Below are 21289 nucleotides of genomic sequence, written 5' to 3'. Positions count from 1 at the left end.
GCCGCCAATGCGCATGCGCAGGCACCACACCAGCAGCGAAGACGAGGCAGGCATCGATTTGACGCCAATGCTGGACATCGTCTTCATCATGCTGATTTTCTTCATCGTCACCAGCTCCTTCATCAAGGAAGCCGGTATCACCGTGCAGACCCCGTCTGCCGACACGGCCGAGAACCAGCCCAGAGGCAACATATTGATTGCCGTGGATGCCAGCGGCGAGATATGGATCGATCGCCAGCAGGTCGATATCCGTTCGGTCCGCGCTGCCGTTGAGCGGATGCGGGTCGATCAGCCGGACAGCTCGGTCGTCGTGCAGGCCGACCGTGACGCCCGCAGCGGCCTGGTCATCCGTATCATGGATCAGGTCCGACTGGCCGGGGTCGCCGACGTGGCACTGGCGGCGACGGCTTCAGGTTCGGGCGGAACGCGCTGATGCGTCTGCTGGTCAGTCTCGGCGCTGCGATGCTGGTCGCCCTGGCACTGTTCGGGCTGATGGTCCTGCTGGTCATGCCGCCGCGCGATGACCAGCTACCTGATGAAGAACTGGCCCGGGTCGGTTTCGTTCGCAGCGTCAGTGATACCAGCAGCGAAGAGCGTGAGCCGCGACGCGCGCTACCCGAGCGACCGCAGCCACCGGACGCGCCTGAACCACCGCCGCCGGAGGTAACGCCGCCAGCGCCGGCGCAACCGGAAGCCGCGCTTGATCTGGCGATTCCCGATGTGCCAACCGACATCAGCATCAGCACTGCGCCCAGTCTCGACAACCTCGTGGCTGCCCCGAGCGAGCCGCAGCCGCCTGCTGAGCCGGCGCCCTCCAGCGCCGCGCCAGCGCCGGCGGAAGCGCCGGCGGAAGCGCCCGCTCCGGCTGACATGGGCGAGCCGGGTGTCGAAGAAGACGTGACGCCGCTGGTCGACATTCCGCCCAACTACCCGCAGCGCGCCAGCGCGGCAGGAATCGAGGGCAAGGTGATACTCCGTTTTACCATCACCGCAGAAGGTCGTGTCGACAACCTGCAGGTAACCGAAGCCGAACCGCCGGGAGTGTTCGATCGCGAAGCGCGGCGGGCGGCAGCCCGCTGGCGGTTCACTCCCCGACGCGAGAACGGTCAGGCAGTGCCGCGCGAGGCTACCAAGACATTGTACTTCCGGCTGCAGGGGCGAGGTCGATGAACGGCGCCCGTCATATCGCCTGGGCACTGTCGCTATGGCTGGTGAGCGCTGGTGTCCAGGCGCAGCAGCAGGTGTCGCCCGCCGTATTCGAGGCACTTAGAGAGGCCCAGCGCCTGCAGCAGGATGGCCGTCCTGCGCAGGCGCGTGAGCAGTTGGAGTCGGTGCGCCGCAGCCTGCCGGACGGCTCGTTGGAACTGGCGCTGGTGCAGCAGCGCCTCGGCTATCTGGCGATTGCGCAGGATCGTACGGGTGACGCCATCGACTGGTTGAGGCGGGCACTCGAGCATGAGGTGCTGGATGACCAGGCAGCGGCGCAGGACCGGCGAAATCTTGCGCAACTGCTGGTGGTCGAGGGGCGCTACAGCGAGGCGGTACGCGTGCTCGAGACGCAGCAGCGCAGCGGTCCGTTGCCGCTCCCGCTCAAGCGTCTGCTGGTACAGGCCTACAACGAGCTTGAACAGTACGACAAGGCGATCCCTCTGGCCGAACAGGTAGTCACGGCCGATCCGCAGGTCGATGCAGTGTGGTACCGCCTGCTGGCAGGGATGAATCATCGGCTGGGGCGTTATGGTCAGGCCGAGCGCTGGTTGCACGTGGTGCTGCGCAGACAGCCGGCAGAGGCCGAGCACTGGCGTCAACTCGCCGGAATGCAAAGCCTCGATGGCCGGCAGATCGACGCCGCGGCAACGCTCAGGCTGGCCCACGAGAGCGGCGTGACGCTAAGTGAACAGGATCTGCACAATCTGGTGGCGGTGCACACACAGGCTGGCGCCCCCTGGCAGGCTGCACGGTTGCTGCAGGCGCTTCTCGACGAGGGCCTGCTGTCGCGCAGCACCCAGCGCCAGCGCCTGCTGGCCCAGCTATGGCTGCAAGCGAGGGATCGCGAACGTGCCACCGCCGCCTGGAGGACCCTGGCCGGCAGCACTGGAGCGACGGGCGACTGGTTGCAGGTGGCGCGATTGCAACTGGAAGACCAGCAGTGGGCGGATTTGCTGGCGACCCTTGAGCGGGCGCGCTCAGGTGCCAGTGCAGCGCAGCTGGCCACCATTGGTCAATGGCAGGATTACGTGAACGCAGTTCAGGCTGAAGACGACGAGGCTCAGTAGACGTAGGGCTCGATCGTGCTGGCGTTAATCTGGTAACCCGCCGCGGCCAATTCGCTCTCCACTCGTTCGACCCGCATTGGCCCGCTGATCCAGAACGGCTGGTACAGGGCGTCGAGCTCTATCCCTTCGCTGGTTCTGACATGCACGATCTGATTGGACGGCGGTGGCGGTACGTGGATACAAGCGCCGAAATACGGGACCAGCAGGAATTCGATCACCCGACCTTCGCTGAGGTCCAGCGGCACCACGTAACCTGGCAGGCGCACCTGGCGCCCGTTCAACTCCGAGACCACCGGTGCAGCGGGGTTCAGTTGCTCGGCCGGATCACCGGTCTCATCGATCATCTCGCCCATGCTGGACAGATCATGCATGGTCTGCGGCGCGGGCATCGGCTCTTCATATCCCGCTGGAATGAGATCGTCCCAGGTCAGCTCTTCGACAGCTAACGCAGCGGCTGACCACAGGGAGAGCAGTGCCAGAAGAAGTGCGGAGGGTGCGCGCATGGTTCAGATCCGTATCGATAAGCCGTCGGTCAGCGACATCCGGTAGGCGCGCCAGGCTGGGATGCAGCCGATCAGCACGCTTGCAAGCAGGATCCCGCCCAACAGCCGCCACTCGGTCGGCGCCGGCGGCTGAATCGCGATGAAGAGCCCATAGTGGGTCAGCAGCCAGGGCCTGGCAAGCCATAGCACTGCGTACAGGATCATCAGCCCGCACCCGATGCCGGTCAGCGCCAGCGCCAGCGCTTCGCTTAGCAGCAGACCGAACACGTGCAGCGGGCGGGCGCCGACCGAGCGCAAGATGGCCATCTCTCGACGCCGCTCGTTGAGTCCGGCCAGTACTGCGGTGAGCATGCCGATCAGGCCGGTCAGCACCACGCAGCCCGATACCAGCAGCAGAGCCTTTTCCGCAGTGCCGAGCAGACTCCAGAGTTCCTGCAGTGCGACGCCCGGAAGGATTGCCTGGAGCGGCTCGCCACGATACTGATTGACATCGCGCTGCACGGCGAAGGTGGCTATGCGACTGTCCAGGCCAAGCAGGACGGCGGTTATCGAGGTGGGCGTCAGATCGACCTGACGTGCCTGGTCAGCGCTGATCCGATTGGGGCCGCGTGCCGGTGTGCCGCCATTCCAGCCTAGGTGGATCGCCTGCATTCCCTCCAGGCTGATGTGTACGGTGCGGTCGACCGGGGTCCCGGTGCGCGCCAGAATGCCGCTGATGCGAAACGGCTTGTCCGCATGATCGATGAAACTGACCGAGCCGGTGCCATGTGCCAGAACGATCTCGTCGCCCACGCCGTAGCCGAGGTCCCGCGCCACGTCGGCGCCGATCACTGCGTCGTAGAGATCATCGAAGACCACCCCCTCCGACAGCGCGAGCGCTTGCTGCTTTCCGTGACGGAAGTGATCGAAATAGCCGGTGTCGGTACCCATGACCTTGAAGCCGCGATGGGAATCGCCGAGCGAGACGGGAATGGCCCAGTCGACGCGCGGGTGGCTGGCCATGTGCTGGTAACTGTTCCAACTGATGTTATTGGTCGCGTTGCCGATGCGAAAAACCGAATACAGCAGCAGCTGCACCGAGCCGGAGCGTGCGCCGACGATCAGATCGGTGCCGGAGATGGTATTGGCGAAACTGGCCCGGGCCTCCGTCCGGATACGCTCCACGCCTAGCAACAGGGCCACGCTCAGCGCAATCGCCAGAACCGTCAGCAAGGCAGTGAAGCGCCGGTTGGCCAGGCTCTTGAATGACAGCCGCAGCAGATACATCAGCGCCGCTCCCGTGTAGAGGTCTGATTCAACCGCTCGAGCGAGAGGCTGCGATCGAACAGGTTTTCCAGCGAGGCGTCGTGACTGACGAACAACAGGCTGGTGCCGGCCCGAGCGCATTCGTCGAACAGGATCCGGATGAACACCTCGCGCGTATCGGCGTCCAGCGCAGAGGTCGGCTCGTCGGCAATGATCAGTTCGGGTTTGCCAATCAGCGCGCGTGCCGCCGCGACGCGTTGCTGCTGCCCGACAGACAGCTCATTGACCGGTTTGCGCAGCTGCGCCTCCTGCAGCCCGAGTCCGATCAGCAGCGTTCTGGCGGCTGCTTCAAGATTGTCGTGCTCGGCCAGCGCACGTTTGCATCGGAGCGCGGAAAAACGGCAGGCGAGGGTGACGTTGTCGATGACCGACAGATACGGCAGCAGATTGAACATCTGGAAAATGTAACCGGTATGGTCGGCCCGAAAGCGGTCGCGGCCGGCCGAAGACAGCGCCGCGAGGTCCTTTCCCAGCAGCCGTACCACGCCGCTTCCCGGACGATGGACCCCGCCGATCAATCCCAGCAAGGTGGTCTTGCCGCTGCCGGAGGGGCCTTTCAGAAACACCCGTTCGCCGCGGCCCAGCCGCAGGTCGTCGATCGCCAGCAAGGGCGGTTGGCCCGGCCAGGCATAGCGCAGCGATTCGATGTGAATGATCTCGGCGACCATGCGTGGTGGGCAACTCCCTGGGCTGTGGCGAAGTGACTGGCGTCTATCTTACAGCTTCACTTCCGGCTGGGTAGCGGTGACTTCGCCGCCCTGCTGACCACGGGTACCCACGCTCTGGATCAGCAGTTTCTCGGTGTTGGGAAACACGCTGAACAGCGCCAGTTCGATGCGGTCGAGCGCGTCGGGGTTGTCGCAGCGGAAGCGGTAGTGTGCGGCAATGTCCTGATGGGTTTCACTTTGCTCGTGCTCGTGCTCGTGCTCGTGCTCGGGTGGGGAGTCGTTTCCGCTGGCCTGGGTCTGGACAGCCTCGAGCAGAGCGCTGTGTATGTCCGCCGACTCGGCGACGCAGCCGGCCTCGGCGGGGAGAATGTACAGGCTGCCGGGTTCGCGCAGAGTCTTGAGCACTCGCTGAGCCTGCTGGCGCTCGGACTCGTTGGTCGGCATGTGCTCGAACCCGAGGAAATTGTCGGCCGGCCCGGACAGTTCCAGCTCCAGTACATGCCCATCCAGCGCCAGGTTGAGGGCGCCAACACCGTGCTGGTGCACGCCAGGTTGAGCGCCATCTTCGTGATGGTGATCGTGGTCATGGTGCTGCGCATGGGCCAGAAGGGGTAATGCGACACAGCATACAGCCAGGGCAGGGCGAATCCGCTTCATGTTTAACCTCCGCTGAAATATCGGATGTTATCTTATAACTATAGTGTTGGCGACAGCAGCCGCCTCACCGGCTGCCTGCTCAGTAGAGCGCCTGGTACATCTTGCGGCGATACTGGATGGTGAGGGGGTGCTGCCCTCCCAGGGCGTCGAAGACTTGCAACAGGCTGCGCTGCGGGCTGTTGTCGGCATACCCGCGTTCGGTCTGGAACAGGCGCATCAAAGCGTCCAGAGCAGGTTCATAACGACCTTCGGCCAGATCCAGCAACGCCAGTTGATAGAGCGCTTCGGTATCGGCGCTGTTACCGAGGCGCGCCTGCAGATCGTCCCGGGGCGGCAGCGTCGACGCTTCGCTGGCAAAGTTCAACTGCGCGCGCAGGCCTGCCAGAGTCTGTTTGCTGGCATCGCTTTCAGGAATCGAGTCGACGATCTGCTGCGCTTCATCGGGCCGCCTGGCCGCGATCAATGCGCGGGCCAGCAACAGCAGAAATGGCTCGTCGCGAGCCTCCTGATCAGCCGTCTGCAGCACAGTGACAGCCTGCTCGGCCTCGCCGGCCTCGAGCAGTTCGGTGGCCTGTTCGATCAGGTTGGTACCCGGCGCCGGGACGGGCTCCGCTGCGTTGACATAAGGTTCGATCATCGCCCGGATCGCACTTTCCGGCTGGATACCGGCAAATCCGTCGACCGGCTGTCCGTCCTTGAACAGCACCACCGTTGGCAGGCTGCGTATGCCGAAGCGCTCGGTCAGCGCTGCCTGCTCGTCACAGTTGACCTTCGCCAGCAACAATTCGCCCTGCATGCCTTCGACGATCTTCGCCAGGACCGGCATCAGCGCCTTGCACGGCGCGCACCAGTCGGCCCAGAAATCCACCAGCACCGGCTTGTGGAAGGAATTGTCGAGGACGTAGCGCTCGAAGTCGTCGGCAGTCACGTCGAAGATGTAGGTCGGTTGGCTCATGCGATGGGGCCCGGTATTGAGTGATGGGACAGTATATGGTGGCTGGGTGGCGGTGATTCAAGACACTGCCTGGTACAGCGCCACCTGCCGGAATTCAGCGGGCTCGCCCAGGTCCGGCAGGGTTTGCCCGCTAAGCATCTGCAGCCTGCTGAAACCGGGGTGCTGCAGATCACGCACCCGACTGTCGGCGACCAGCACCGTGCTGGCGCGCTGGCGAAACCGATCCAGAAACGGCCGGTTGCCGCTGTCGTATAGCACATCGGCGGCAATGATCAGGTCGATATCGCCGGTTACCGCAAAATAGTCCTCAGCCAGTTGCAGATCGATGCCGTTGAGCTCTGCGTTCAGCGCGCAGGCCTGTAACGCCGGGCCATCCAGATCACAGGCGATGCTCTCGCTGGCGCCGGCGAGGCGACAGGCGAGGGCGACGATACCTGACCCGGCGCCGAAATCGAGAATCCGCTTGCCGCGAACGTGATCGGGGTTGTCGAGCACCCAGCGCGCCAGGGCCAGGCCGCTGCCCCAGCAGAAGCCCCAGTAAGGCGGCGCTTCGAGCAGCCGGCGGGTTTCTTCGGCGGCGAAGGCGCGATCCAGATTGACCGGATCGAGCAACCACAGACTCAGCTCCGGCAGCCCGGGAAGGTTCGACTTACAAAGCCGTGCCTCGCTGAGCACCCTTTGCAGCTCGGCTTCCAGTTGCGCTCGCAGCATCGCCTTGACCCCCGCAAAAGCGCGTATTCTACAGCCGGGCCGATTTATTCGCAGCTGACAAGGGAGTAACATGTGCAGCGCTCATTTCCCGCGGCCAGGATTCACTTCCCATGCATTGTCCGTTCTGTACTGCCCATGACACCAAGGTGATCGACTCACGCCTGGTGGCCGATGGCGACCAGGTTCGGCGTCGGCGGGAATGCCTTGCCTGCCAGGAGCGCTTCACTACCTTCGAAACGGCCGAACTGGTTCTGCCTCGCGTCATCAAGCAGGACGGGCGCCGACAGCCGTTCGACGAAGACAAGTTGCGTGCCGGCCTGCTCCGGGCGCTGGAAAAGCGCCCCGTGAGCGTCGAGCAGATCGAGGCGGCGATCAGCCATATCAAGCATCGGTTGCGTGCCACCGGGGAGCGGGAAGTGAAAGCCATGGTAGTAGGCGAGATGGTCATGAACGAGCTCAAGCAGCTCGACGAAGTCGCCTACATTCGCTTCGCTTCGGTCTATCGTCGCTTTCAGGACCTCAACCAGTTCCGCGAAGAAATCGAACGGCTGTCCAGGCGCGAGCGCGATGACAACGTCTGAACAGGACGGTCTCGACCGTTCGCACATGGCGCGGGCGCTGGAGCTGGCTGCGCGCGGTCTGTACACCACCGAGCCGAATCCGCGGGTCGGCTGCGTACTGGTCAAGGGCGACCAGGTGGTCGGAGAGGGCTGGCATGTCCGGGCCGGCGAAGGGCATGCGGAAGTCAACGCGCTGCGCCAGGCCGGTGATCGCGCCCGGGGCGCTACCGCATACGTCACCCTCGAGCCCTGCAGCCACTTCGGCAAGACGCCGCCTTGTGCCAATGCCCTGATCGATGCAGGGGTGGCGCGAGTTGTGGCTGCCATGCAGGATCCGAACCCGCAGGTCGCCGGGCGTGGCCTGGAGCGGCTTCGCCAGGCAGGCATCGATGTCGCATGCGGCCTGCTCGAGGCCGAGGCCGCGGCGCTCAATCCCGGCTTCATCAAGCGCATGCGTACCGGACTGCCCTATGTGCGGGTGAAGCTGGCCATGAGTCTGGACGGACGCACGGCGATGGCGAACGGCGAGAGTCAGTGGATTACCGGGCCGGACGCGCGCGCCGATGTTCAGCGTCTGCGCGCCCGCAGCAGTGCGATCGTCAGCGGTGCCGACAGCGTACTGCTGGATGATTCGGCGCTTACCGTGCGCGCCGCCGAGCTGGGCCTGCCTGCCGCCGAGGCCGAGGCGGCGGCTGCCCGTCAACCGCTGCGAGTGCTGATTGATGGTCGCATGCGCGTGCCGCTCGAAAGCCGCCTGTTTCACCAGACGGGTCCTGTGCTGGTCGTCTGCCGGGGCGTGCGCGGACGGGAGCAGGACTACGGCTTCGCCGGAGCCGAGCTGCTGACGCTGCCGGATGCGGCTGGCGAACACGTGGATCTCAAGGTGCTGGTCGAAGAACTCGGCGAGCGCCAGTGCAACGAGCTGCTCGTCGAATCCGGTGCCGGGCTGGCCGGCGCGTTCCTCCAGGCTGGCCTGGTCGATGAATTGATTGTTTACATGGCGCCACGGCTGCTCGGCAGTCGGGCGCGACCGCTACTGGATCTGCCCATCGACAGCATGGCTGACGCCATGGACCTCGATGTGATCGACCTGCGGGTTGTCGGCCGGGACTGGCGCATCACGGCGAGACCGATTTTTCCTTCCTGAGAGTGTTCCATCATGCAAAGCGGTGTGCAGGTCCTGTTGATCCTCATGGCGATCGCAGCGTTTCTGGGTGTCGTGTTCGAAGAAGTCATACATGTAAACAAGGCCAAGGTGGTGCTGTTCTTCGGCGCGCTTGCCTGGATGGTGCTGTTCATAGCGGCGCCTGATCCGGCATTTCGCGAGCGTGTGCAGGCCGCGCTTAACCACAACATTACCGATATCGCCAGCCTCTGGCTGTTCCTGCTGGCAACCATGACGTTCGTTGCCTACCTGAACAAGAAGGGGCTGATCGAGAACATCATCTACTCGATACTTCCGGCGAACATCACCGAGCGCAAGCTGCTGTTCCTGACTGGTCTGTTCTGCTTCGTGTTCTCGTCGATCGCCGACAACATCACCGCGACGCTGGTATCCATCGCGCTGGTGGTCAGCCTCAATCTGGAGCTGCGCAAGACGCTGCGCTTCGCCACACTGGTGGTGTTCGCGGTCAATTCCGGCGGGGTGGCGATGATCACCGGCGACGTCACCACACTGATGATTTTCCTCGCGAACAAGGTGGAGATCACCCATCTGCTGCTGCTGGCCTTCCCGGCTCTGCTGGCCGTCTTGCTGTTGGCCGCGCTGCTGTCGGTTGGTCTGAGCGGCGACGTGATGATTCAGAAGAGCGCGCTCAAGCCGATACGCGGCGTCGACAAGGTCATCGCCGGAATCTTTCTGCTGACCATCCTCGGCACGATTGCCGGCAGTCTGCTGTTCAGCATCCCGCCGGTGCTCAGCTTCCTCACGGGTCTGGCAGTCATGTTCCTGGTCGCGCGTTTTTTCAACGAAGACATCGAAAACGACCCGATCCTCGAATATATCCGCGCGATCGAATTCGAGACCCTGCTGTTCTTCCTTGGTGTGTTGCTGCTGGTCGGCATGCTGCAGTTCATCGGGGTGCTGCAGGGCCTCACCGCGCTCTACGACCTGTTGCCGCCGATGGGCGCTAACTTCCTGATGGGACTGCTGTCGGCGCTGATCGACAACGTACCGTTGACTGCAGCGCTGCTCAAATCCGATCTGGAGATGACCACGGCCGAGTGGATGGGCCTGACTTATGCTGTCGGTGTGGGCGGATCATTGCTTATAATCGGCTCCGCGGCGGGCATCGTGGCGATGAGCAAGGTGCCCGGCCTGACCTTCATGACATACCTGCGCAGCTTCGGGCTGCTGCTGATGGCATTCGCCTTCGGCTTTCTAGCGGTATACGGCGTCGGCCTGCTGGTCGGCTGACGCGCATCTGAGAAGAGGCAATCTATGTTCACGGGCATCATCGAAGCGGTCGGTCAGATTCAGAGCATGCAGCCCAAGGGTGGCGACGTGCGTCTGTACGTGAAGACCGGCAAGCTCGACCTGAACGATGTGAAGCTGGGTGACAGCATCGCGGTCAACGGCGTTTGCCTGACCGCGGTCGAGTTACCTGGAGACGGGTTCTGGGCCGACGTCAGCCAGGAAACTTTGCGCCGCAGCGCGTTGGCCGGTCTGAAGGCCGGCAGCCGCGTCAATCTGGAGAAGGCATTGACGCCCTCGTCACGCCTGGGCGGGCATATGGTCAGCGGTCATGTCGACGGGGTCGGCACGGTCGTTTCGATGGAGGAAGACGCGCGCTCCTGGCATTTCCGTATCGAAGCGCCGGCTGCGCTGGCCCGCTACATCGCCGAGAAGGGTTCCATCACCGTGGATGGAACGAGTCTGACGGTGAATGCAGTCGACGGGGCAATCTTTGATCTGAACATCGTCCCGCATACCCTGCAGGAAACCATCATGGGCGAGTATCAGACCGGACGCGCCGTCAACCTGGAAGTCGACCTCATCGCGCGGTATCTGGAACGTCTGCTGCTGGGTGACAAGGCGGCCGATCCGGGCAGCAAATCCAGTATCAATCTGGCCTTTCTCGCCGAGAATGGCTTCCTCAAGCCCTGATTCATGTGCCCGGGGAGGGCCAGATGAAACTCAATACCGTAGAAGAACTGATCGAGGACATCCACGCCGGCAAGATGGTCATCCTGATGGATGACGAAGACCGCGAGAACGAGGGCGATCTGATCATGGCCGCCGAGGCCTGCCGCGCCGAGCACATCAACTTCATGGCGCGCCACGGTCGCGGCCTGATCTGCATGCCGATGAGCCTGGAACGTTGCGAGCGCCTGCGTCTGCCTCTGATGGTGCAGCGCAACGGTTCCGGCTTCGGCACCAAGTTCACCGTCTCCATTGAAGCTGCCGAAGGCGTTACCACCGGCATCTCGGCTGCCGACCGCGCCCGCACCGTGCAGGCTGCCGCTGCGCACAACGCTGTGGCCGAGGATATCGTCAGCCCGGGCCACATTTTCCCGTTGATGGCCCAGCCCGGTGGTGTGCTGGCGCGCGCCGGGCATACCGAAGCGGCGTGTGATCTGGCGCGCATGGCCGGCTTCGGCGAGTCCGGCGTCATCTGTGAAATCATGAATGATGACGGCAGCATGTCGCGTCGTCCCGAGCTGGAAGCCTTCGCCGAGCAGCACGGGCTGAAGATCGGCACGATCGCCGACATGATCCATTACCGACTGCTCAACGAGCGTACCGTGCAACGCGTGTCCGAGCAGCCGCTCGATACCGAGCTGGGCAGCTTCAATCTGGTCACCTTTCGCGACACGCTCGACAGCACCGTGCACATGGCGCTGACGCTGGGCGAAATCCAGCCCGAAGAGCCCACGCTGGTTCGGGTACACAATACCGATCCGTTGCGCGACCTGTTCATGGTCCGCCAGGAGGGCCGCTGGACGCTGCATGCTGCAATGGCACGGTTGAGCGAGGAAGGCCACGGCGTGGTCCTGCTGCTCGGCGGACACATGGAAGGCGACGAGCTGCTGCATCACGTCAAGCAGCTGGCCGGCGAGGAGCCGCCCGTGCGTCGCCCGGCGACCTACAATACAGTGGGTGCCGGTTCGCAGATCTTGCGTGACCTGGGTGTGCGCAAGATGCGCCTGATGTCGGCGCCGATGAAGTTCAACGCCATATCCGGGTTCGATCTGGAAGTAGTAGAATACGTCCCCTGCGAATAAACGTACCCGATTCACGGCTGGACCAGGCGTCCAGCCGGTTCTTTACGAGAGAGTGAACATGACTGCTATCCGTACCATCGAAGGCGATTTCATCGCTGCCCAGGGCCGCTACGCATTGATCGTCGGCCGTTTCAACAGCTTTGTGGTGGAAAGCCTGGTGGCCGGCGCTGTCGACACCCTCAAGCGCCATGGCATCAAGGAAGCCGACATCACCATCGTCCGGGTCCCCGGCGCCTTCGAAATTCCGCTGATGGTCAAGAAGGTTGCCGAGCTCGCGCAGTTCGATGCGATCATCACGCTTGGTGCGGTCATTCGCGGGGGCACGCCGCATTTCGAGTACGTCGCGGGCGAATGTGTCAAGGGAACCGGCGCCGTGTCGCTGGAGTTCGGTATTCCGGTCGCCTTCGGCGTGCTGACCGTCGACAGCATCGAGCAGGCGATCGAACGCTCCGGCACCAAGGCCGGCAACAAGGGCGCGGAAGCAGCCATGTCGGCAATCGAGATGGTCAGCGTCATCAAGCAGCTGGGGGCTTAAGTGTCCGATTCCGATCAACGCCCGGCCGACGCCGGGCGTCCCAAGGCATCCGCACGCCGCAAGGCGCGCAGCTTCGCGGTGCAGGCGCTTTACTCCTGGCAGATCGCCGACATGGCGCTGTCCGACATCGAAGCGCAGTTTCGCACCGATAACGACTTCGCCAAGGTCGATGGCGCCTATTTCCATGAGCTGCTTACCGGCGTGCCGCGCTCGCTTGATGAAATCGACGGACAGCTGGGCAAGGTACTCGACCGGCCGGTGAAGGAAGTCGATCCGGTCGAGCTCGCGATCCTGCGTATCGGCGTCTACGAGTTGCTCAAGCGTATCGATGTACCGTACAAGGTGGTGATCAACGAAGGCATCGAGATGGCCAAGATCTTCGGCGCCACCGATGGCCACAAATACGTGAACGGTATCCTCGACAAGCTCGCGCCTTCGCTGCGCAGCGTCGAGGTCAATGCCGCCCGCCGAGGACGCTGACAGGCCAGGGGAGTGCCGGCATGCCAATGGGTGAATTCGAGCTGGTCCGCCGGTTCTTTCGCAGCAAGGCCCTCGAACAGGCCGGTGATCGCCAGCGGGTGGCGTTGGGCATAGGCGATGATGCCGCTCTGCTCGACGTACGCCCCGGCTTCCGCAGTGTCATCTCCACGGACTCGCTGGTCGAGTCCGTTCATTTTCCCGCGCAGTATGCCCCGGCCGATCTCGGCTATCGCGCGCTAGCCGTGGCAGCCAGTGATCTCGCAGCGATGGCCGCGCGGCCCGTCGCGTTCACGCTGGCGCTTACTCTTCCAGATACCGACGAAACCTGGCTTGAGGGTTTTTCGCAGGGGCTGGCTGCGGCGGCCGGCGACCTTCGCATGTCGCTGATCGGCGGCGACACTACCCGCGGCCCCTTGAATATCGGCGTGACCGTCTTTGGTGAAGTCGCCAGGGGTGCGGAGATGCGTCGTGACGGCGCGCACCCGGGCGACCTGCTCTGCGTCAGCGGCCCGCTTGGAGATGGTGCCGCCGGCCTGGCCGCAGTAACCGGCCAGGCGCTGCCGGCCAGTCTCAACGATGACGAGCGCGATTACTTGCGTCGACGGTTCTGGGCACCGCAGGTGCATTGGGAGTTCGGGCTGGAGCTGGCGCGGGTGGCCAGCGCCGGGCTGGACGTGTCCGACGGCCTGCTGGCCGACGCCGCCCATCTGGCCGAAGAGAGCGGGGTGGGGCTGCAGATACGCCTTGCCGACGTGCCCGTCTCGTCTGCACTGGCACACTGGCCCGCCGCTCAGCGTGAAGCCTGGATGCTCAGCGGGGGCGACGACTACGTCTTGCTGTTCACCCTGCCGCGCGCGAGCGAAGCGCAGCTCACCGTGTGGCGTGCCGCGGGCTGGCCGATTGCCGTGATTGGTCGTGTAGTAGGCGGCGAGGGCGTCTGGCTCGACCGTGGCGACGGCCTGGAAACCTATTCCGGAGTCCCCGGCTATCAGCATTTCGGAGGTACGAGTGTCTGAATCCCGCGAGCCCGTCCCGGCTTCGGTATGGCGCAACCCGGTACATTTCCTCGCCTTCGGTTTCGGAAGTGGTGCCGCACCGTTCGCGCCCGGTACCTGGGGCACGCTGGCGGCGATGCCGTTCATCCTGCTCTGGCAGCAACTGCCGGTTGCGGGTTACGCGCTGGTCATCGTGCTGGCGACGCTGCTCGGCATTTGGCTGTGTCAGCGCACCGCCGATGATCTGGGTGTACATGATCATGGCGGAATCGTCTGGGACGAGTTTGTCGGCGTATGGATCGCGCTCTGGCTGGCGCCGCCAGGCTGGGCGTGGTTGCTAGCCGGCTTCGTGCTGTTTCGTCTGTTCGACATCGCCAAGCCCTGGCCCATAGGCTGGGTCGACAGGCGGGTTGGTGGCGGGCTGGGCATCATGCTTGACGATATTCTGGCCGGCTTCATGACGCTCGGCGTGCTGTGGCTTGCCGAGCTGGTCGTCGTGCGCCTCTAGACGCGCTGGACAGCCGTTCTGCGCATCGCTAACGTGAGTCATCAGCTGGCAAGGGACCGCTTGTGCATGAAGACCATACGACTGTCACTCTTCGCGTGTTTACTGATGTTGCCTGCGGCAGGCGTGCTTGCTGCGCCCGATGTCAGGGTGGTGGGCCTGTTCAATGACGCAGCGGTGGTTACCATCGATGGGCAGCGGCACATGCTGCGCGTCGGCCGGCCCGGCCCGCAGGGCGTGGAGCTGTTGGCCGCCAGTAGCCGCAGTGCGACCCTGCGTATCGACGGGCAGGCGCGCGAGTTCGGTCTGGAGACCGACTACAGCGAAGCCTATACCGATCGCGAGAAGATCCGCGTCAGCATCCCGCGTGGCGCTGGCGGGCACTACCGCACCAATGGCTCCATCAACGGTCAGGGTGTTGCGTTCATGGTGGACACCGGCGCGACCAGCGTGGCGATGAATTCCGAGCAGGCCAGGCGACTTGGCGTCGACTACAAGCTCGACGGCACGCCGATCAAGGCGACCACGGCCAGCGGGCAAGTCTCCGGTTACCGGGTCAGTCTGGCGCGGGTCAAGGTCGGCAACATCGAACTGAGCAATGTGGACGGGCTGGTTCTGGAAGGTGCCTTTCCCCTCGAGGTGCTGCTCGGCATGAGCTATCTGCGTCGGGTGCGGATGGAGGACCAGGGCACGGTGATGGTGCTCGAACAGCGTTACTGAAACAGTCGGCGGCAAACGCGTCATGCGCCGACATTCATCCGGGCGAGAGCGTCGCCGCCACGGGCAGCACCTGCTACTATAGCTCCCCCTTTTCAAGCGGTCAGACAGGAGATTGGAGTGCCAGTCACCTTTGTTGCGTCATCCCAGCTTCCCACCCAGTGGGGCACGTTCACCATGCATGGATTCCTCGAGCCGGGTACCGGCAAGGAGCACGTTGTGCTGACCATGGGTGACGTCGCTGACGGCCAGCCGGTGCTCGGCAGGCTGCATTCGGAATGTCTGACCGGTGATGCGCTGTTCAGCCTGCGCTGCGACTGTGGCTTTCAGCTCGAGGCGGCGCTCAAGGCGATCGCTGCCGAAGGTCGGGGCGCACTTCTGTACCTGCGTCAGGAAGGACGCGGTATCGGACTCATGAACAAGATCCGCGCCTACCATCTGCAGGACAATGGTGCCGACACCGTCGAGGCCAACGTACAGCTGGGCTTCGGAGCCGATCAGCGTGATTACGCCATCTGCAAGCCGATGCTCGCGCATCTGGGGATCACCAGTCTCAAGCTGCTGACCAACAACCCGCGCAAGGTCAAGGCGTTGGAAGATATCGGCATCGGCGTGGCGGACAGGCTGCCGCTGCAATTCGGACAGAATCCGCATAACAGCAAGTACCTGGCAACCAAGGCGGGCAAGCTCGGCCACCTGCTAGGCAACCTGCATCAGGCCGAGGTCGAATAATGGTCGAGCCACGTACTCACTGGCAGGCATTGAAGCGTAACTGGCGGATGCAGTGTGCTGCCTCGCTCATACTGCCAGTCGCCCTGGTCTGGTTTCTCGGTGACTGGGAGCCGGCCTGGCCGGAAGGGGCAATGCTGCTGTTCGTCGTCGGGCTGCTCAGCATGGCGCCGACCCTATGGCGGTTTCGCACCTACAAGCGCGCGTTGATCGAGGCGGATGCACAGAGTACCTCCACGACTGCCGAGGACGCCTGGAGCCGGCTCCATCATCAGCAGCTGATGGGGTTGCTGCACGCCAAGCTGCCTGGCTGGGTCGGCATGCTCCACTATGTATGCACCGCCGAGCTGGTGCCGCTGGTTCTGCTGGTACTCGCCACGCAGGGCATCATGCTGCTTTATCGCCCGCCGTCTGCCTGGGTGAAGTAGTGCGGGCCTGGCTGACCGGCGCGCTGCTGTGCCTCAGCCTTCCGCTGTCGTCTGCCGAGCGTATCGTCAGTCTTGCGCCCTTTCTGACCGACATGGTCGTCCTGTTCGAGTCGCAAGACCGGCTGGTCGGCGTGATCGATGACCAGTCGCTTCCCAAAAAGCTTGAGACCGTGCCACGCGTTGGCGCCTACCAGTCGCTGTCGCTTGAACGCATCGTCGTGGCCCGTCCCGACCTCGTGCTGGCGTGGACCTCGGGCAATCCGGCCGAACTGCTGACGCGTCTTGAGGCGCTGGGGATAGACGTGCGTCGCTTCGACCCACAGACGCTGGCGCAGATCGATGCGATGACCGTGGAGCTGGGCAGTGTGCTGGGGCGCAGGGAGCGAGCGGCTGAGCTGAGCGCCGCCTTCCGATCCCAACTGGATCGTACGGCTCGACCTGCCGGAACGCGCCCGCCGAGGGTGTTCGTGCAGCTCTGGGATGACCCCATCTTCACGATCGCCGGCGAACAGTTGCTTAGTGATGCACTGCGTCATTGCGGAGCGAGAAACATTTTTCACTCCCAGGCCGGGTTGTCACCGCAGGTCAGCGTCGAGTCCGTGCTGGCGGCAGATCCTGAATTCATCATCGCGCTGGCAGATCAATCGGAGCGGGCGCAGGTATGGCTGAACCGCTGGCGGGCCCATCAGGGCATTGCCGCCGTCAGGCATGCGCGGCTATATGCGCTGCGCAGCGACACATTGGTCAGACCCACTCCGGCCATCGCGGAGGGAGTATCCGAGCTCTGCCGGCTGTTGAATCCGAGCAAGAGCGTTGTCGAAGGTGGCCAGGTTCGCTGACCGGCTGGCGTGGAGGCAGCACCCAGTCAGCAGGGTGCTGCCTGCCGACTTCACATCTCCGGCGTCCAGGTCATCGACAGCCGCGCATTGAGCTGCTCCTCCTGGTAAGAATAGACACGTCCGGCCGTCGAGTAGTTGGCCAGGCTATAGTCACGCTCAAGAAGGTTGCTCACGCTGAAATCCCACCGCAGCGAAGGGAGCATATTCCAATTGGCCCGCGCCTCCAGCGTGCCGAAGCCGGACAGGGCTTGCGCGTTGGCCCGGTCGTTATAGCGCTGACTATTGGCGATCACGCCGAAGCCGATGCCGACATCGCCGAACCGGCGATCGACGTCGATGCTCAGCGTGCGCTTGGCCCGCCGCGGCAGTTGCTTGCCGGTTCCGCGCTCGCGGGGATCCAGCCAGGCCGCGGAGGCGGCGGTTTCCCAGCCGAGCACATCCATCCCCACACTCAGTTCCAGTCCGTGAATTCTCGCCTCTGAGATGTTCTGCGCCACATAGAACGGGTCGAGGAGAATCATGTCGTCGATGTCAGTCCGAAAGGCAGCCACCTGCAGGTCGGCGTGGTCCAGTTGGCCGCGCCATTGCAGTTCGTAGCTCTTGGAACGCTCGGGGTTCAGTAGTGGGTTGGCGCCAAAGGCCGTGTAGAGGTCGTTGAAGGTCGGAGCTCGGAAGCCTTCGCCATAGGAAGCCACCAGGCTCTGGCCGTCAGCAATCGGCAAGATCAGTGCGGCATTGCGTGTGTTGGCATGGCCGAACTGTTCGTTGTCATCGTGCCTCCAACCGAGCTCCACGCCGAGGCGATCGCCGCCGAACCGGTATTGCACGAAGGCAGCCTGATTGTAACGCTCGGTCCGGGTGAAGCTCGAGTTGCTGTGCAGGCGGTCCTCGCACCAATCCAGGCCAGCCTGCAGCTGGTGCGCGTCCCTCAGCTTCAAGGTATTCAGCCAGCTGGCCGAATCGCGGTAGGTGTTGTACGTGTATGTCGCGAGATCATAGCGGCTGTCGCGCTTGTCTTCGGCATGACCGGCCTCGAGGCGTGTCGTCCAGAGCGGATTGGCCTGCCATTGCAGATGGGTCGACGCAGTGCTCAGCCGGAAATCGTCTTCTGGATTGCCAAAGAGGTCGTACTCGGTGTTGCCCGATTGTTCAGCTAAACGGACGCCCAGCTCAACGGCGTCGGTCACCCAATGATCGACGCTCAGGTTGTAAGCCTCGTTGCGGTAGCCGTCGCGATCCTGGTCCCCGCCCTGATTGTGGCGCGTGCGGTCGAAGCCGGCGGTCTCGCTCAAGGTTGCGCCGATGTCGAATGTCGTGCGCGCGTCGCCGCCGGAGAGCCCCAGGCTGCGCACATAGGTCTGATTGCTGCCGATACCCAGCTTCAATCTGGGCTGCAGGCCCGGGGTACCCCGACGGGTGAATATCTGAATTACACCGCCGATCGCATCCGAACCATAGATCGCCGAGCGCGGCCCGCGGATGACCTCGATGCGCTCGATGTTCTCGATATTCAAAAACTCCAGGCTGGGCTGGCCGGCCGATGCACTACCGATGCGCTGGCCATCCACCAGCACCAGGCTTTGCGTCGCGCTGGTGCCGCGCATCGACAGGGTGGTCAGGCTGCCCAATCCACCGTTGGTGGTGATTGATACGCCAGGGATGCGCCGTAGCAGCTCGGCCACGGATCGGGGCTGCAGTCGTTCGATATCGGCGCGGGTAAACACGTTGCTGGCAGCGGCAGTGCTGCCGGCTGGCTGGGGCTGCCGCGAGGCAGTGATAATGCTGTCGCTCAGGGCGAGGGGGCCGGCCGCGAGCGCGCCGGTCGGCAGAAGCAGGGCAGGTAGCAGAAACAACGACTTGTTCATGAATATCCTCAAAAGCAGCTTTTGAGGAGGGCGAAAGTCGGCCAGGCTTGAGGTTCGAAGGGAATCGGCCGCACGCCTGCGCTGACCGGTGGCGCCCTCCGCGTCACCTCAGCAATCATCAGGGCCGGTCTCCGGGCTCACGACATCGAGCGGGCCGCCTTCCCATGCTGAAGCACAGTGGCTGATGGCGCGCTCTGCAGGCCTGGCCTGCGGTCGTTTACCGTTGCGGGGGCAGCGTCGGAGTTGCACCGACTTCCCGTTTCACCCGGCATAACCGGGCACCCTGCGATTGAAAAGCCGACGGACTTTATTGGTTCGGCGCGATGGGGTCAAGCCTGCCTGATCGTCGGTTCACCAGACAGTGCCAGCCGAGCGCGTACTGCCTTCTCGATACCGGGGGCGTCAAGACCGCATTCAACCAGCATTTCCGATGGCTTGGCGTGTTCGACGTAGATGTCTGGAAGTCCGAGGTTGAGAACGGGCTTGCTGATGCCTTCGGCAAGCAGCCACTCGTTCACCGCGCTGCCGGCACCACCCATGACGGCATTTTCCTCGACGGTAACCAGCAGGTCGTGGTCCTCTGCCAGCTGGCGAAGTAGATCGGTATCCAGCGGCTTGATAAAGCGCATGTTGGCCACGGTGGCGTCCAGCGAGGCGGCAGCGGTCAGTGCGTTGGCGTGCAAGGTGCCGAAGCAGAGCATGGCGACCGCGCTACCCTGGCGGGTAATCACACCCTTGCCGATTGGCAACGGTTCGAGCGACGGGTCGATTGCTGCGCCCGGGCCGATGCCGCGCGGATAGCGGACAGCGGCCGGACCGGAAAACAGGAAGCCGGTGCTGAGCATCTGCCGCGTTTCGTTTTCATCGGCCGGGGCCATGATGACCATGTTGGGCAGGCACCGCAGGTACGACAGATCGAAACTGCCCGCATGGGTCGGCCCATCTTCGCCGACCAGGCCCGCACGGTCGATGGCGAACAGGACATCGAGATTCTGCACTGCGACGTCATGCACCAGTTGATCGTAGGCACGTTGCAGGAAGGTCGAATAGATCGCCACAACCGGCTTCATGCCTTCGCAGGCCATGCCTGCCGCCAGGGTCACTGCATGCTGCTCGGCGATGGCAACGTCGAAGTAGCGGTCCGGAAAGCGTTCGCTGAAGGCGATCAGGTCGGAGCCTTCCTTCATCGCCGGGGTGATCCCGACCAGGCGTTTGTCCTGTGCAGCCATGTCGCACAGCCATTGACCGAAAACGTTGGAGTATTTCGGTTTGCTGGCGCTTGCCGGTGTCGCCGGAGCGGGTTTGGGCTCCAGCTTGGTAATCGCGTGATAGCCGATAGGATCGGCTTCAGCCGGAGAAAAGCCCCGGCCCTTCTGGGTGATCACATGTAGAAACTGCGGCCCCTTGAGCTTGCGCATGTTCTTCAGCGTGGTCACCAGAGTCGGCAGATCGTGCCCATCGATAGGACCGATGTAGTTCCAGCCCAGCTCCTCGAACATGGTCCCCGGCACCAGCATGCCCTTGGCATGTTCTTCGGTGCGCCGTACCAGCTCCCAGGCCTGGGGAATCTTCGACAGGACCTTCTTGCTGCCCTCGCGAACATGCGAGTAGGTGCGGCTGGAGAGAATCTTGGCCAGATAGTTGGACAGACCACCAACGTTGCGCGAGATGGACATGTCATTGTCGTTGAGGACCACCAGCATGTCCGGCTCGACGTCGGAGGCATGATTGAGCGCTTCGAACGCCATGCCGGCAGTCAGTGCGCCATCGCCGATGACCGCGACCGTGCGCTGCTCCAGACCGCGCAGACGCGCGGCCACCGCCATGCCCATGGCAGCGCTGATGGAGGTGCTCGAGTGTCCCACGCCGAAGGTGTCATAGGGGCTTTCGCTGCGGCGGGGGAAGGCGGCCAGGCCGTCCTTCTGGCGCAGGGTCTGCATCCGTTCGCGTCGGCCGGTAAGGATCTTGTGCGGATAGGCCTGGTGGCCCACATCCCATACCAGCCGGTCCACCGGCGTCTGATAGACATAGTGCAGCGCGATGGTCAGCTCGATGACGCCGAGACCGGCACCGAAGTGTCCGCCGGTCTGACCTACGCTCCACAACAGAAACGCACGCAGCTCGTCTGCGAGCACGAGCAGGCTGTCATCGTCCAGCCGGCGCAGTGTCGCGGTGTCGTCGATGCTGTCCAGCAGCGGGGTGCTAGGACGCTCGCGTGGTATTTCGTGAAAGGTACTCGGCATCGATACTGCACTCTGGGTGCCAGCGCGCTGGCGAAAAATCAAACCGGCAGTTTACCCGATTGACTCGGCTTGCCCAACTGCGCTGCCGGTTTGC

At 63.6% G+C, this 21289-nt stretch carries 24 protein-coding genes and 1 riboswitch; of the genes, 16 read left to right on the top strand and 8 right to left on the bottom strand.

Translation table 11 applies throughout. From position 1 onward, the window contains the following. Nucleotides 1-7 precede the first annotated feature (7 nt). From KEM63_RS15280 to KEM63_RS15270, 3 genes are read left to right on the top strand one after another with little or no spacing between them, the layout of a single operon-like run. On the top strand, nt 8-433 hold the full coding sequence (locus tag KEM63_RS15280; protein WP_223653137.1) for an ExbD/TolR family protein: 426 nt from the start codon (nt 8-10) through the stop codon (nt 431-433). Next, the gene (locus KEM63_RS15275) at nt 433-1170 is read left to right on the top strand and encodes an energy transducer TonB (protein WP_223653136.1); all 738 of its coding nucleotides are present in this window, start codon (nt 433-435) and stop codon (nt 1168-1170) included. Before KEM63_RS15280 ends, KEM63_RS15275 begins: the two co-directional genes overlap by 1 nt. Continuing rightward, nucleotides 1167-2276, top strand: coding sequence for a tetratricopeptide repeat protein (locus tag KEM63_RS15270; protein WP_223653134.1), 1110 nt, complete (start codon nt 1167-1169; stop codon nt 2274-2276). The genes KEM63_RS15275 and KEM63_RS15270 overlap by 4 nt, the downstream gene beginning before the upstream one ends. Here the strand turns inward: KEM63_RS15270 and KEM63_RS15265 are convergent. The 6 genes from KEM63_RS15265 to KEM63_RS15240 all read right to left on the bottom strand — a co-directional run bounded on the left by KEM63_RS15265 (nt 2270) and on the right by KEM63_RS15240 (nt 7075). Then, a complete protein-coding gene (locus tag KEM63_RS15265) occupies nt 2270-2779 on the bottom strand; it encodes a DUF3299 domain-containing protein (RefSeq protein ID WP_223653132.1) in 510 nt (169 codons plus the stop codon). The two genes, KEM63_RS15270 and KEM63_RS15265, sit on opposite strands and share 7 nt — an antisense overlap. 3 nt (nt 2780-2782) lie before the next feature. Further along, nucleotides 2783-4045 (bottom strand): ABC transporter permease, encoded by a 1263-nt coding sequence (locus tag KEM63_RS15260; RefSeq protein ID WP_223653129.1) that lies wholly within the window; start codon nt 4043-4045, stop codon nt 2783-2785. After that, entirely contained in the window at nt 4045-4752 is a 708-nt protein-coding gene (locus tag KEM63_RS15255; RefSeq protein ID WP_223653128.1) for an ABC transporter ATP-binding protein, read from the bottom strand. The genes KEM63_RS15260 and KEM63_RS15255 overlap by 1 nt, the downstream gene beginning before the upstream one ends. A 48-nt stretch (nt 4753-4800) precedes the next feature. Then, on the bottom strand, nt 4801-5409 hold the full coding sequence (locus KEM63_RS15250) for a DUF2796 domain-containing protein (protein ID WP_223653126.1): 609 nt from the start codon (nt 5407-5409) through the stop codon (nt 4801-4803). A gap of 79 nt (nt 5410-5488) precedes the next feature. Then, nucleotides 5489-6364, bottom strand: a complete 876-nt coding sequence (gene trxA, locus KEM63_RS15245; protein ID WP_223653117.1) for a thioredoxin — start codon at nt 6362-6364, stop codon at nt 5489-5491. A 57-nt stretch (nt 6365-6421) separates the two neighbouring features. Further along, a complete protein-coding gene (locus KEM63_RS15240) occupies nt 6422-7075 on the bottom strand; it encodes a class I SAM-dependent methyltransferase (protein WP_223653115.1) in 654 nt (217 codons plus the stop codon). A gap of 110 nt (nt 7076-7185) precedes the next feature. Here KEM63_RS15240 and nrdR point away from each other — a divergent pair, with 110 nt between their 5' ends. The 13 genes from nrdR (at nt 7186) to KEM63_RS15175 (ending at nt 17087) form a co-directional block, all read left to right on the top strand. After that, nucleotides 7186-7656, top strand: coding sequence for a transcriptional regulator NrdR (nrdR, locus tag KEM63_RS15235; RefSeq protein ID WP_223653113.1), 471 nt, complete (start codon nt 7186-7188; stop codon nt 7654-7656). Continuing rightward, nucleotides 7643-8782 (top strand): bifunctional diaminohydroxyphosphoribosylaminopyrimidine deaminase/5-amino-6-(5-phosphoribosylamino)uracil reductase RibD, encoded by a 1140-nt coding sequence (ribD, locus tag KEM63_RS15230; RefSeq protein ID WP_223653111.1) that lies wholly within the window; start codon nt 7643-7645, stop codon nt 8780-8782. Before nrdR ends, ribD begins: the two co-directional genes overlap by 14 nt. A 12-nt stretch (nt 8783-8794) precedes the next feature. Continuing rightward, nucleotides 8795-10051: a sodium:proton antiporter NhaD gene (gene nhaD / locus KEM63_RS15225; protein WP_223653109.1), complete on the top strand. Its 1257-nt coding sequence runs from the start codon at nt 8795-8797 to the stop codon at nt 10049-10051. Nucleotides 10052-10075: 24 nt separating this feature from the next. Then, on the top strand, nt 10076-10741 hold the full coding sequence (locus KEM63_RS15220; protein ID WP_223653107.1) for a riboflavin synthase: 666 nt from the start codon (nt 10076-10078) through the stop codon (nt 10739-10741). Between the two features lie 23 nt (nt 10742-10764). Further along, nucleotides 10765-11859, top strand: coding sequence for a bifunctional 3,4-dihydroxy-2-butanone-4-phosphate synthase/GTP cyclohydrolase II (gene ribBA, locus KEM63_RS15215; RefSeq protein ID WP_223653106.1), 1095 nt, complete (start codon nt 10765-10767; stop codon nt 11857-11859). A gap of 58 nt (nt 11860-11917) precedes the next feature. Continuing rightward, a complete protein-coding gene (gene ribH / locus KEM63_RS15210) occupies nt 11918-12394 on the top strand; it encodes a 6,7-dimethyl-8-ribityllumazine synthase (RefSeq protein WP_223653104.1) in 477 nt (158 codons plus the stop codon). Continuing rightward, complete coding sequence (gene nusB / locus KEM63_RS15205; protein WP_223653102.1) at nt 12395-12874, top strand: transcription antitermination factor NusB; 480 nt, start codon at nt 12395-12397, stop codon at nt 12872-12874. A 26-nt stretch (nt 12875-12900) separates the two neighbouring features. Further along, the gene (thiL, locus tag KEM63_RS15200; protein WP_423747867.1) at nt 12901-13890 is read left to right on the top strand and encodes a thiamine-phosphate kinase; all 990 of its coding nucleotides are present in this window, start codon (nt 12901-12903) and stop codon (nt 13888-13890) included. Next, nucleotides 13883-14377, top strand: a complete 495-nt coding sequence (locus KEM63_RS15195) for a phosphatidylglycerophosphatase A family protein (RefSeq protein WP_223653097.1) — start codon at nt 13883-13885, stop codon at nt 14375-14377. Before thiL ends, KEM63_RS15195 begins: the two co-directional genes overlap by 8 nt. Nucleotides 14378-14443: 66 nt before the next feature. Beyond that, nucleotides 14444-15094: a retropepsin-like aspartic protease family protein gene (locus KEM63_RS15190; protein ID WP_223653095.1), complete on the top strand. Its 651-nt coding sequence runs from the start codon at nt 14444-14446 to the stop codon at nt 15092-15094. 117 nt (nt 15095-15211) lie between these two features. Beyond that, on the top strand, nt 15212-15823 hold the full coding sequence (gene ribA / locus KEM63_RS15185) for a GTP cyclohydrolase II (protein ID WP_223653093.1): 612 nt from the start codon (nt 15212-15214) through the stop codon (nt 15821-15823). Further along, nucleotides 15823-16248 (top strand): hypothetical protein, encoded by a 426-nt coding sequence (locus KEM63_RS15180; RefSeq protein WP_223653092.1) that lies wholly within the window; start codon nt 15823-15825, stop codon nt 16246-16248. Before ribA ends, KEM63_RS15180 begins: the two co-directional genes overlap by 1 nt. After that, entirely contained in the window at nt 16248-17087 is an 840-nt protein-coding gene (locus tag KEM63_RS15175) for a cobalamin-binding protein (RefSeq protein ID WP_223653091.1), read from the top strand. The genes KEM63_RS15180 and KEM63_RS15175 overlap by 1 nt, the downstream gene beginning before the upstream one ends. Before the next feature lie 50 nt (nt 17088-17137). Here the strand turns inward: KEM63_RS15175 and KEM63_RS15170 are convergent, their stop codons facing one another. Continuing rightward, nucleotides 17138-18952: a TonB-dependent receptor domain-containing protein gene (locus KEM63_RS15170; RefSeq protein WP_223653090.1), complete on the bottom strand. Its 1815-nt coding sequence runs from the start codon at nt 18950-18952 to the stop codon at nt 17138-17140. Nucleotides 18953-19057: 105 nt separating this feature from the next. Further along, a riboswitch (cobalamin riboswitch) is annotated at nt 19058-19252 on the bottom strand. A gap of 29 nt (nt 19253-19281) precedes the next feature. After that, complete coding sequence (dxs, locus tag KEM63_RS15165) at nt 19282-21195, bottom strand: 1-deoxy-D-xylulose-5-phosphate synthase (protein WP_223653089.1); 1914 nt, start codon at nt 21193-21195, stop codon at nt 19282-19284. Between the last annotated feature and the right edge of the window lie 94 nt (nt 21196-21289).

Source organism: Halopseudomonas nanhaiensis, assembly GCF_020025155.1.
Taxonomy (GTDB): domain Bacteria; phylum Pseudomonadota; class Gammaproteobacteria; order Pseudomonadales; family Pseudomonadaceae; genus Halopseudomonas; species Halopseudomonas nanhaiensis.
The sequence above is the reverse complement of the archived record's forward strand: the minus strand, read 5'-3'. Positions and strand labels throughout refer to the sequence as shown.